At 65.3% G+C, this 12,104-nt stretch carries 10 protein-coding genes; 4 read left to right on the top strand and 6 right to left on the bottom strand.

Features of this window, described 5'->3' with window-relative positions:
• Positions 1 to 102 precede the first annotated feature (102 nt).
• Positions 103 to 909, top strand: a complete 807-nt coding sequence (locus E5S69_RS13960) for a fatty acid hydroxylase family protein (RefSeq protein WP_171515246.1) — start codon at positions 103 to 105, stop codon at positions 907 to 909.
• 32 nt (positions 910 to 941) lie between these two features.
• On the opposite strand, the gene E5S69_RS13955 is transcribed toward E5S69_RS13960, so the two are convergent.
• The 5 genes from E5S69_RS13955 to E5S69_RS13935 form a co-directional block, all read right to left on the bottom strand.
• Positions 942 to 2,798 (bottom strand): ABC transporter ATP-binding protein, encoded by a 1,857-nt coding sequence (locus E5S69_RS13955; protein ID WP_171515245.1) that lies wholly within the window; start codon positions 2,796 to 2,798, stop codon positions 942 to 944.
• 128 nt (positions 2,799 to 2,926) lie between these two features.
• Positions 2,927 to 3,955 carry a tripartite tricarboxylate transporter substrate-binding protein gene (locus E5S69_RS13950; RefSeq protein ID WP_171515244.1) on the bottom strand — a complete coding sequence of 343 codons (1,029 nt, stop codon included), beginning with the start codon at positions 3,953 to 3,955 and terminating at the stop codon, positions 2,927 to 2,929.
• Between the two features lie 105 nt (positions 3,956 to 4,060).
• Entirely contained in the window at positions 4,061 to 4,414 is a 354-nt protein-coding gene (locus E5S69_RS13945; protein WP_171515243.1) for a DUF4387 domain-containing protein, read from the bottom strand.
• Positions 4,415 to 4,440: 26 nt separating this feature from the next.
• Positions 4,441 to 5,802 (bottom strand): acyclic terpene utilization AtuA family protein, encoded by a 1,362-nt coding sequence (locus E5S69_RS13940; protein ID WP_171515242.1) that lies wholly within the window; start codon positions 5,800 to 5,802, stop codon positions 4,441 to 4,443.
• 195 nt (positions 5,803 to 5,997) lie between these two features.
• Positions 5,998 to 7,002, bottom strand: a complete 1,005-nt coding sequence (locus tag E5S69_RS13935) for a sigma-54 interaction domain-containing protein (RefSeq protein WP_171515241.1) — start codon at positions 7,000 to 7,002, stop codon at positions 5,998 to 6,000.
• Positions 7,003 to 7,462: 460 nt separating this feature from the next.
• On the opposite strand from E5S69_RS13935, the gene E5S69_RS13930 reads away from it, so the two are divergent.
• Entirely contained in the window at positions 7,463 to 9,607 is a 2,145-nt protein-coding gene (locus tag E5S69_RS13930; RefSeq protein WP_171515240.1) for a glycosyltransferase, read from the top strand.
• A 16-nt stretch (positions 9,608 to 9,623) separates the two neighbouring features.
• Positions 9,624 to 10,337 carry a cellulose biosynthesis protein BcsS gene (bcsS, locus tag E5S69_RS13925; protein ID WP_171515372.1) on the top strand — a complete coding sequence of 238 codons (714 nt, stop codon included), beginning with the start codon at positions 9,624 to 9,626 and terminating at the stop codon, positions 10,335 to 10,337.
• A 101-nt stretch (positions 10,338 to 10,438) separates the two neighbouring features.
• On the opposite strand, the gene E5S69_RS13920 is transcribed toward bcsS, so the two are convergent.
• Positions 10,439 to 10,753 (bottom strand): DMT family transporter, encoded by a 315-nt coding sequence (locus E5S69_RS13920; protein ID WP_171515239.1) that lies wholly within the window; start codon positions 10,751 to 10,753, stop codon positions 10,439 to 10,441.
• A gap of 186 nt (positions 10,754 to 10,939) precedes the next feature.
• Between E5S69_RS13920 and E5S69_RS13915 the strand changes: the two genes are divergently transcribed.
• The gene (locus tag E5S69_RS13915) at positions 10,940 to 12,088 is read left to right on the top strand and encodes a hypothetical protein (RefSeq protein ID WP_171515238.1); all 1,149 of its coding nucleotides are present in this window, start codon (positions 10,940 to 10,942) and stop codon (positions 12,086 to 12,088) included.
• Positions 12,089 to 12,104: the final 16 nt, after the last annotated feature.

The following is a 12,104-nucleotide window of genomic DNA, read 5'->3' as shown; positions in this document are numbered from 1 at the left end:
GCCTGCATTGGCGCCCCTGGCCACCAGGGGCATTTTTTGGATCGACGCACTTTTATATCCAACTAATATGTTAGTGCGGCGCAAGTTTTCGGAGACGCAATCATGATGACGGAACGTCAACGCAAGTTCAGGGAGCAATACAAGGCCGATATCAGCCCCCTCTACAACGGCTTGCTGCATATCGCCGTGATCTACGGGGTCGGCACTGGCGCGCTGTGGTGGGCCATCCAGCGGCTGCACAACGTGACCTGGGAGTGGGCGCTGATCGTGCCGGTATTCCTGGCGGGCAATTTCGTGGAATGGTTCCTGCACAGCTATGTCATGCACCGCCGCATCAACGTCTTTGCCCTGCGGGCGATCTATGAGCGCCACACGCGCCAGCACCACCAGTACTTCACCGACCAGGAGCCCACCATCGATACCACGCGCGAATTCCGCATCGTGTTCTTCCCGTGGCGCGTGCTGGCGACACTTGGCATGGGCGGCGGCGGGCTGGGCTACCTGGCATCGCTGATCTTCAATGCCAACGCCGGCTACTTTGTCTTCATCACGATGGTGGCGCAGTACCTGGTCTACGAGACCTTCCACTATTGCTGCCACGTGCACGACAACTGGTTCGTGCGCAACATGCCCTTCATCAACACGATCCGGCGCCACCACACCGCCCATCACAACATGGGCATCATGATGAAGTACAACATGAACCTCACGTTCCCGATCGCCGACTACATTATGGGGACTTCCGACCTGCGCCGCGGCCTGCTCGGGCACCTGTTCAACGGATACAGCGAAGCGCACATCAAGGAAGAGCTGAAGCCGATCATCCGGAAATTCCGCACCGATCACTCGCGCGTGACGCTGGATGGCCCCGTGCTGGATGAGGAGGAGCGCCGGGCGATGGCCGCCTAGCCGGCGTGCGTTCCTGAGCGTCGCCTGCCGCGCTACTGGACCGAGTCGGCCACCTCGTCCTGCTCTTCACCCAGGAAGCCGCCACTCTGGTGCCGCCACAGCCGCGCATAGGTGCCGTTCTTCGCCAGCAATGCGGCGTGTGTCCCCTGTTCGATGATGCGCCCCTGGTCCATCACGATGAGGCGGTCCATGGCGGCAATGGTGGAGAGGCGGTGGGCGATCGCGATCACGGTCTTGCCCTCCATCATTTCGTCGAGGCTTTCCTGGATGGCGGCCTCGACTTCGGAGTCCAGCGCGCTGGTGGCTTCGTCCAGCAGCAGGATCGGCGCGTTCTTGAGCATGACGCGGGCGATCGCGACGCGCTGGCGCTGGCCGCCCGAGAGCTTGACGCCGCGTTCGCCGACCAGGGTGTCGTAGCCGGCGTGGCCATGCTGGTCGCTCAGCTGGCGGATGAAGTCATCGGCCTGGGCATGCACGGCGGCGCGGCGGATCTCCGCGTCGGTGGCGGTGGGGCGGCCGTAGGCGATGTTGTCGCGGATCGAGCGATGGAGCAACGAGGTGTCCTGGGTGACCATGCCGATGGCGCTGCGCAGGCTGTCCTGCGTGACCCCGGCGATGTCCTGCCCGTCGATGCGGATCTGGCCGCTGTCCACGTCGTAGAAGCGCAGCAGCAGGTTGATCAGCGTGGACTTGCCCGCGCCGGAGCGGCCCACCAGGCCGATTTTCTCGCCGGGTCGCACGGTCAGGCTGAGGCCGTCGAGCACCTGGCGTTCGCCGTTGTAGTTGAAGCAGACCTGGTCGAATTCCACTTCGCCGCGCTTGACCTGCAGCGCGGGCGCGCCCGGCGCGTCCTGCACCTTGGCCACGTGCGTCAGGGTGGCGATGCCGTCCTGCACCGTGCCGATATTCTCGAACAGCGAAGCCATCTGCCACATGATCCAGTGCGACATGCCATTGATGCGCAGGGCCATGGCGGTGACCGCGGCCACCGCGCCGGTGCCGATCTCGGCCCCATGCCACAGCCACAGCGCATAGCCGCCCGCCGCCAGGATCAATCCCGCCACCAGGGCCTGGTTGACGATCTCGAACTGGCTGACGAGGCGCATCTGCCGGAACCCCGTTTCCTTGAAATCCTCCATCGCCGCGCGCGCGAAGTGCGCCTCGCGCCGGGTATGCGAGAACAGCTTGACGGTGGTGATGTTGGTGTAGGCGTCGGTAACGCGTCCGGTCATCGACGAGCGCGCATGGGCCTGCTCCTGCCCGACCTGGCCCAGGCGCGGCACGAAATACAGCATGGCCAGGCCGAACAGCACGATCCAGCCGATGAAGGGCAGCATCAGCCGGCCATCGAAGCCGCCTGCCAGCGCGATGATGGTGATGAAGTACACGCCGATGGCGAGCACGATCTCGATGAAGGTGAACAGCACTTCGCGCACCGCCAGCGCGGTCTGCATGACCTTGGTGGTGACCCGCCCGGCGAACTCGTCGGAAAAGAAGGACAGGCTCTGCCTGAGCATGAGCCGGTGAAAGTCCCAGCGCAGCCGCAGCGGCAGGTTGATCGCCAGCACCTGGTGCTGCACCATGGTGCGCAGCGCCACCAGGCCGATGCTGGCCACCAGCACGATGCCGATGCCCCACAGCACACGCCGTTCCTGTGCCGATGCTTGCCGGCCAGCCTGCCAGGCCGAGAGCAAGTCCACTACTTGCCCGAGGAAGGCGAACAGCCACGCCTCGTAGATCGACACGCCGGCACTGAGCAGCGCGAGTGCGACGAAATAGCGGCGTGTGCCGCGGGTGCAGGCCCACAGGAAGGCCGCCAGGCCCTTGGGCGGCGGCGGCGCCTCGTCAGGCGGGAAGGGATCAAGCAGACGTTCGAACGCGCGCAGCAAGGGGATCTCCGAAACGACAGAAGGACCGCTATCGAGCCGGCATGCGGCCGACCTGACGGCCTTCTTCGGTGTGAGGCGCAGATTCTACCCCCGCAAGCGCGGCGGTGCAGGCCCGGGCGCGGCAGCGCCTATTCCGCGACGATCTTGCGTTCCACGGCGATGCGCTTCCACTGTGCAAGGTCCTGCTTCATGCGGGCGCCGAACTCCGCGGGCGTCGCGGCCAGCGGGCGTGACCCGTCCGGCTCCAGGATCGTGCGCACTTCCGCGGATGCGGCAATCTCGGCGATCTCGCGATTGAGCCGCTGCACCAGCGCGGCGGGCGCACCCGCTGGCGCCAGCACGCCGACCCAGATTTCGATGCCATAGCCCGGCACCGATGCGGCCAAAGGCGGCAAATCCGGAAACGCAGGATTCGGCGCAGCGGAGGTCACCGCCAGCGGTTTGACCTTGCCGGACTTGATCTGTGTGGCGATCGAACTGTAGTTCGACATCATCACGTCGATCTGCCCGGCGGCCAGGTCGATCAGCGCGTTGGCGGCGCCCTTGTAAGGCACGTGCATCATCTGGACCTTCGAGATGTCGCACAGCAGTTCCGTGGCGAGCTGGCCGAGCGAACCCACCCCGGCCGAGCCATAGCTGATGGCTCCCGGCCTGGCCCGCGCCGCGGCGATGAGATCGGCCGGGGTGCGGATCGACCGGGATGCCGCGATGGTTGACGACACCGCCAGCAGCAGCGGACCGTCGGCGACCAGCGCGACCGGTGCGAACGCGGTCAGCGGGTCATACGGCGAGCGCGCCTGGGTGGCGGCTGCGGTCAGGAAAGTCGACGACGTCAGCAGCAGCACGGAACCGTCGCGCGGCCCCTTGGCCACGTAGTCCGCGCCCAGCACGCCTGCAACCCCGGGGCGGTTCTCCACGATGACGGTGTTGCCCAGGCGCCTGGCCAGGGCCGGCGCGATCGCGCGGGCGATCACGTCGTTGCTGGCGCCCGCCGAAAACGGCACCACGATCCGCATCAGCGGCGGCACCGCAGCCGCATGCTCGGCCGGCGCAGCGCTTGCGGACAGTGGCGAGGCGGCCAGCACGGCCGCGGTCAGCGCTGCGGGCAGGCGGGGTGCCAGCCGGTGCCAGGTACGCTTGAAAAGGGTCTTGTCCATACGTCTTCCCGAACTTGTCGTTGTGCAGCAAGGCAGCGGGCAATGCTGCGGAAGCGGCCGGCGCGGCCTGGACCGATCCGGGCCATGCCAGGCCGCGCGGAGGCATCAGGCCGGGATTTCCAGCGTCAGCAACGGCGCATACTGCTGCGCCCCGAAGATGTCGCCATCGCCCGCGCTGCCGCTGGGCTGCGCGCGGTACATGGTGAACTTGATGGCGAAGGCTGGCTCGTATTCGACGAAATCCGAAATGCGCGCCACCGGCACGCGGAACAACGCGGCCATGCTTTCGGGGGTCAGCACGCGGGACCGCTTGACCCGTTCATATTCGGCCTGCTCGCGGAAAATGATGTCGAACGTGATCTTGTTGACGCCGGCGTTCTTGCTGCGGATGGTCTTGGCGAGCGCGTGCAGCGGCTGCGTCGGCGCCGCGGCGGGAGAGGAGGAATTGGCAATGGTCATGGTGGTATCCCTGGCAACGGGGCGCGTCAAACGCCGGCTTCGACGATATGGGTGGGGAACAGCGCGAGCGGGTCGCGCACGGCCATGGTGTGGTTCAGCGTCCAGCGGTAGGCGGGGCTGGCGTGCAGCACTTCGTCCAGCGGGAACGATACCGAGCCAGCGGTGCCCTTCACATCCGGCAGCCGCGCGTAGAACATCTGGCGCAGGCCGATCATCGCGACTTCCTCGGCCATGGCGCGGGTGGGTGCCACACCTTGCACCATCACGCAAAGTTCGTGGCCGGGGCGGTCGCGCAGCGGTTCCAGTTCGCCCATCACCCCGTCGCGCCCATAAACGTTGTAGTGCAGTGCATAGCCGGTGTCGCCGAAGCGCGCGCGCACCTGCTCGCGCGCCCACGCAATGACGCGGTCCACGTTGGCAATGGTGTACGGGTCGCGGATGCCGCACAGGCCGACGTAGCGCTCGCCGACCTTGCCCGAGCCCTCCAGCTTGACGCGCACCTGTGACGCGGGCTCAAAGCGGGAGCCGGTGATGCGCGTGGTGCGCGGATCGATCTGCTCGTAGCGGCACTGGCTCATGTCGAGCCTGCCGCCGGCGACGAATTCCTCGAACGGATTGGAGCGCTCATACATGGCATGCCCGGCCACCGAGGCAATGGTGCAGCGCTGCTCGGGATGCATGGCGGTCACGCGGACGTCGCCATGCGTGATTTCGCCCAGCACGGTCTCCTTGCCGCCGTACGGCTCCGCGCAGAACGACGCGCACTCCAGCACCTTGCCCAGGTAATAGGCATGATCGGCGGCAAAGCCGTGGTGCAGCGCCGGTGCGGCGAACACGGCGGCATCGGAGCTGCGGCCGCCGATGATGACGTCGACGCCCTGGCGCAGCAGTTCCAGGTACGGGTGCACGCCCGCCATGGCGACGATGCGGTCGGTGGCATCCAGTTCCGGCAGCGTCAGGTCGCCAAAGCCGTCGAGGCCGCGGATGGCTTCCCCGGCGCCCAGCTGTTCCCGCACCAGCGACTTCGGCACCTCGGAATAGAAATAACCAATGCGGAACCGCGGCAGGCCATGCCGTTGCGCGATGTCGCGCAGGATATCCACATAGAGGTCGACGCGGCTGTTGGTGCCGGTATCGCCGGCCGAACCGATGATCATCGGCACGCCCAGCCGCCGCGATGCCAGCAGCATGTGCTCGAGGTCATGGCGCTGCCACGCTTCGGGACTGGTGGAGGTATCCGAGCCGAGCGGCACCGGGCCGACATCATCGCTGCCCGAATCGGCCGCGATGTAGTCCGGCGCAGCGGCCACGCCGACCTCGAAACTGCCCGTGCGCAGCGGGGCAAAGCCGAGATGGCCATTGGGGCAAATGATCTTCAGCGACTGCATTCAACATTCTCCGGTTAGGTGTCGCTTCGTTAAAGCGAGACACGCGACACCCACTACGCAGAAGCTATGCCAGCCGGAAGATGGCGAAATTTCCCTTGAGGATCAAGGAGTTGTGAAAACAGGAAGAGGCGCTGCGCGAATTTCACGCGTCGGGGCGGCGTGCAATTCACGCCTTTGCGCGGGATCCGCGCCGCGTCAGCCGGAGGGCAGTCCCAGCTTGCTCATCTGGTGGCGCAACGCATGGCGGCTGAGTCCGAGCCGGCGCGCGGCCTCGGCGAGATTGCCGCCGCAGGCCGACAACACCTGTTCGATCAATCCCGCCTGGAAGCGCGCCGTAGCGGCGTAGTAGTCCAGCGGGCCGACCGGCGCTTCGCTTGCTGGCGGCGCGGCAGCCATGGGCGCGGCGCTGGTCGGCGTCGCGGCGACGTCCAGTTCGCGCAGGATCCGCGCCGGCAGGTGTGCCGGCACCACGCAGTGGCCTGGCTCAAGCAGGCAGATGCGCTCCAGCAGGTTCTCCAGCTCCCGCACATTGCCGGGCCAGCGGTACGCACGGAAGATGCGTTCGACTTCGGGGTCGATCCGCTCCATCCGGCTGCCGTACTGGCGGTTGTAGCGCTGCAGCGCATGGTGCGCGAGCAGCAGGATGTCGTCGCCGCGCTCGCGCAAGGGCGGGATATTGATCGAGATGACTTGCAGCCGGTAGTACAGGTCCTCGCGGAACTTGCCGGCATTGACTTCGCTGAGCAGGATCTTGTTGGTGGCGGCGATAAAGCGCACGTCGACGCTGATCGGCCGGATCGCGCCCACACGGCGAAAGCGCCGGGTATCCAGCAGCGTCAGCAGCTTGGACTGCATCACCAGGTCCAGTTCGCGCACCTCATCCAGGAACACCGTGCCGCCATTGCCGGCCTCGATCAGCCCTTCCTTCTTGCCCACTGCACCGGTAAACGCACCGCGTTCATGGCCGAACAACTCGGACTCCAGCAGCTGGCTTGGAATTGCCGCGCAATTGATGTCGATGAACTCTGCCGCCGCGCGGCTGGATTGCTGGTGCAGCATGCGCGCCACCAGGCTCTTGCCGGTGCCGGTTTCACCGTAAAGCAGGACGGTGCGGGCCTGGCTTCTTGCCACGCGTGCAACCAGGTCGCGCAAGGCGGCGACCGACGGATGGTTTCCGACGAGTTCCAGGGGGGCAGTCATTGCGAACGGGTGAACGACGGTCAGGGGAGTGCGCGATCCATCCGAATCGCAACGCTTGCGCAAAATTCTAAACGAGCCGCCAGGGGTGGCCGCGTGCTGGTGGCATGCGCCGGACGCGATCTGCGCGCACGCAACCTGCGCAGGTGCTGAACTCTGAGATTAGCGTTTTTTAATCCGCAGCATGCTGCCACGGCGCTTTGCGGATGCTGCACCGGCTTTTGCCCATGCACTGCTTACGAAATGCGCCAAATCCTCTATGCTGTAACCGGATGTTGGTGCGGCCTTGCGCGATCGGGCGCATCGGCATGACCACCCTGCATGGCTGGAGCCCGCGGCATGATTTGCGGGCGTCAGGGATTTCACCAGCATCTTCTGTACCGGTCAACTGCGCTTGGCCGCTCGTGTTCTTTCCCATGGTCATGGTGACCAAAGAAAAATAACGCCAGCCCAGAACGAAAGCATGACAACAGAACAGCCCCGTCGGTCCATCCGGTTGCTTGTGGTTGCCTATGTGCTGGCGGGATTGGCGTACCTCGCCTGGCGCGTCGACACGATCAATGTCTCGGCGCCGCTGCTCTCCATTCCGCTTTATGCGGCGGAAGTCTACGGCTATATCAGCGGCCTGCTCTTTGTGCTGATGACGTACCGGCTGTCGGTGCGGCAGGCGCCGCCCCCTGAACCAGGCCTGTCCGTCGATGTCTACGTGCCGACCTATAACGAGTCGGTCGAGCTGATTCGCCGTACGCTGCTGGCGGTGATACGCATGGATTATCCGCATGCCACCTGGCTGCTTGACGACGGCCGCCGGGAATCGATGCGCGCGCTCGCGCAGGAGCTGGGTTGCCGCTATCTTGCGCGGGGCGACAACGCCCACGCCAAGGCCGGCAACCTGAACCACGCGCTGCAGCACAGCAGCGGCGAACTGATCGCGATCTTCGACGCCGACCACGCGCCGCGCAAGGATTTCCTGGTCAAGACGCTGGGTTATTTCCGCGACCAGCGGGTCGCATTCGTGCAGACGCCGCAGGACTTTTTCAATATCGATTCCTTCAACCACCGCCTGGGCAAGAAGCGGGTGTGGGATGAACAGGCGCTGTTCTTCAAGGTGATCCAGCGCGGCAAGGATGCGCTCAATGCCGCGTTCTTCTGCGGCAGCTGCGCCGTGATCCGGCGCGCCGCGGTGGAGCGGATCGGCGGCTTTGCGACGGAAACCGTGACCGAGGACGTGCACACCGCGATCCGCATGCACAAGCTCGGCTACCAGTCCGTGTACCATGCCGAGTCGCTGGCGTTCGGCCTGGCGCCGCATAGCATCGATACCTACCTGAAGCAGCGCATGCGCTGGGGCATGGGCTCGATGCAGGTATTCCGGCGCGAGAACATCCTGTTCGGGCGCGGGCTTACGCTAGGGCAGCGCCTCAACTATCTGGCCTCGGCCCTGTTCTTCTTCGAAGGCTGGCAGAAGCTGGTTTTCTTCCTGACGCCGCCCGTGGTGTTCCTGACCGGCGTGCTGCCGATCATCTCGCCGCTGAACACGTTCCTGCTGCTGTTCTGCCTGTATTACCTGCTGTCGATCCTGGTCCACCTGGAACTCGGGCGCGGCTACAACTCGCTGTTCCTGAGCGAACAGTACGCCATGGCGCGGTTCTTTGCCTTCATGTCGACCAGTGTCGGCCTGTTCCGCAAGAATATCCCGTTTGCCGTCACCGACAAGCAGATGTCCCAGACCGGCAAGATGTGGCTATGGCTGTCTCCGTTGCTGGTCCTCTGCGCCTTGGCCGCGGCCAGCGTGCCGGTCGGCCTGTATCGGATTTACACCGGCAGCATCGCGCTCGGCGCCGGCCTGGTGACGCTGTTCTGGACGCTGATGACGCTGGGCTCCGCCGTCGCCGTGGCGTCCTATGCCCGCAAGCACTCACGCAACCGCCGCACGGAATATCGCTTTCCGCTGCGCGTGCCGACCACGCTGACCATCAACGACAAGACGTATCTCGGACTGACCGCGGACCTGTCACCGAACGGCGCGCTGTACCGGGGCGAAGCGATGCCGGGCCTGGCGTTGGGCGACGTGGTCGGCGTTGCGGTGCATCTGCCCAACCTCGTTGTCCGCGACACCGCTATCGCTACCTTCGTCAAGGCGTCCCGGCCTGGCGCTTCCTACGGCATGTCGGTCGGCCTGCGCTTCAACTGGACAGCGGATGGCAACACCGGCGCGCTGGAGACGTTCCTGTTCGGCAGCCGGCTCCAGCTCGAGATGGGCGCGCTGCGCGAGACCGAGACGCCGCCGCTGACGCGTCTTGCCGAGATCCTCAGGCGTGACGAGGGCCGGTCGTCGGCCGCGTATATCTGGGCAGCGGCGTTGTTGATGCAGCCGTTGCGCGTTGATATGCTGCCGGTTGCCATCGCTACCATGGAAGGCGCGGCGCCGCTGCTGTTCAGCAGCATCGAACTGGACCTGAACGCCGGTGCGACCCTGCGCCAGCCGCAGGCCACCGAGGCGGGCGCTGCCCATGAACAGGCCATCCGGCTCACGCCCACGGGGCGGGTGACCACGCCGACCGGCGACTTCCACCTGTACAACATTGCACCGCATAGCGCGGCTTAACCTGGGAACATTCATGATGGCGTACAGAGGCCATGGCGCAGCATGCCGGCGGCTTGCAGCGACACTGCTCGGCGGCTTGTTGCTGCTGGCCGCGCTGCCGGCGGCCGCGGGTCCCTTTCTGTTCGGTGGCGCAAGCCTTGCCGGCGGCGGCGAGCGCAGCGAATACGCGGGCATCACCGGCAATCTCACGCCTGTCCCATTCCTGACCCAGAAGTTCGTGGTCAGCGATTACCACTACAAGTATGGTGCGAACGGTACCACCGTGTCGGTAAACGGGCAGTCCGCCGAAGCGGCGCTTGGCGTGCAGAAGGGCTGGGCAAGCGGCTGGGCCGAGGCCTCGGTCGGGGCACGCTACCGCTACAACCGGGTGTCGCCCGAGGGTGCGGACAATCGGTCCGACGGCGGCGAATGGGGGCTCGCGCTGACCGTGCTGGGGCAACAGGAGTTCGCGCGGAACTGGGCAGTCAACGGCATCGCCAGCTACAACTTTGGACCCAAGGCCTACTGGGCGCGCGGCCGCCTGCTTTACAAGGTCTTTGGCGATGCCTGGGCCGGCGTGGAATTCATCAAGCACGGCGACCCGTTCTACCATGCCACGCAAGGTGGCCTGGTCCTGACCGGCATTGCCATCGGCAAGGGCGTGAACCTTGGCTTCTTCGGCGGCGTCAAGAAGACAGCGGGCGAGCCGCGTGCCTTCTATGGCGGGCTGGAGCTGAGCAAGGCGTTCTGAGCGCAGACCGGATGCGTCGGGGCGGATTCCGCCGGCTTGCAAGGGGCAACCTCGGAAGCGGGCCCGCCGCGGTTGGGCAAGGCGAGGCCGATGCCGGACCCTCAGGACGCCATCTTCATCATCACGAGCCCGCTGACAATCAGTCCAGCCGCCAGGATTCTGGCTGCGCTGGCGGGTTCGCCCAGCACCAGCAGCCCCACCAGGAACGCGCCGACGGCGCCGATGCCAGTCCATATGGTGTAGGCCGTGCCGAGCGGCAGGCTTTTCATTGACAGCGATAGCAGGGCGAAGCTGGCAATCATGGCCACGATCGTGATGGCCGAGTAGCCAAGGCGTGAAAAGCCTTCAGACTGCTTCATGGAGTAGGCCCAAAGCACCTCGAGCACTCCGGCGATGACGAGAAATATCCAAGCCATGACGGCTCCTTGATCAAGAGCCGGGCCGTCCCGGACATTCATACCCGGTGCGGGCGAGGTCGTCCTCGAAAGACAGAGATTGTAGCGGATCGCATGGGCAGTCGAGCGCCGTGGCGACGTGCAGCATGGTATCGTCGGCATGTCGCGGTCAGCCTTGTGCGTCCACAAGTCGGGGGAAGAATGAAAATGAGGCTGGCGCTCTGGTTCGCCGCGGTGGCGATGCTTTTGCCGCAATTGGCCCTGGCCGACGAATTCGGCAGCAAGGGCGGGCCGGAGCCCGCCAACATCGAGCAGATCGCGGCACGTCTTCGCGAAGACCCTTATGACCTGGAGCTGCTGATCAGCTTTGGCACGTCCAAAGGCGGATCCGCCGGCCATATCGCGCTGGCGCTGCGTGACGATGCGGTTGGCGACGAGGTGGTGTATTCGGCCAACTTCTATGCGGACGGGGATCCCGCGCATGCCGGCGGCCGCTACACCGCGGACCTGATGATCGCCATACCCAAGCAGGAGTATCTGTTCAAGACCGTTTCGACGGTCGCCGCGACCGCATCGTTCGGGCTCGACTTCGGCGAGATCTACAAGCGTTCGGTGATCGGTGTGCGGGTCTACGGCGTGCCGGCGGCGGACAAGGCGGCGCTGGCAGCCTATCTTCGCCGCATCAACGACGACTATCACCAGCAACGCAGCAACACGGAATATCACCGTGGCCCGATCCGGTACGACTACCTGCGCCTGAACTGCGCCAAGACCATTGGCTCCGCCTTCAAGTTTGGCGCTGGCTACCGCGACCTGGCGGTGACCAGCGCCTGGCTGTTTTCGGGAACGCGCGTGGTGGCGGCAGCGACCGCCAATATCCCGACCGAGATGGCGATGAAGCTGATCAGGGAATGGGCCAAGCGCAACTACGGCATGGATGTCGTGCTGTACAAGAAGTACCGCGGCTCAACCTATGTCGATCCGCAAGAGGAAGAGAAGGTGGCCTTCAAGGACCTGCCCGACCGCTTTCCCTCGGTGCTGTCGCTGGACTTCCGCCGCGAGGCCGGGGCATACCAGGACTACGACAACCTGCTGGCGATGTACCTGCTGTTCAATCTGGGCAAGTACAGCGTGCGTGTCAACGAGCAAACGATGCAGCTCGAGATCGAGGCCTCGAAGGCGCCCTTGCCCTACGCCGAGGCGCTCCAGCTCGCCACCCGCGATGCCCGCGCCGACAGCGAAAAATACCAGCGACATATTGAGTTCCGCCCGAGTGGCGAGGGCTTCGGCGAGGCCCCTGACAACACGCACCTGTACCACTTCGGCGAGGATGCGGCCGCGAAGGCGGTGCGCTAGGGCTCGAATCCAGCAT

Source organism: Cupriavidus necator, from assembly GCF_013141915.1.
Lineage (GTDB): Bacteria > Pseudomonadota > Gammaproteobacteria > Burkholderiales > Burkholderiaceae > Cupriavidus > Cupriavidus necator_B.
Note: the sequence above shows the minus strand (reverse complement) of the source record. Positions and strands in the feature narration are given on the sequence as shown.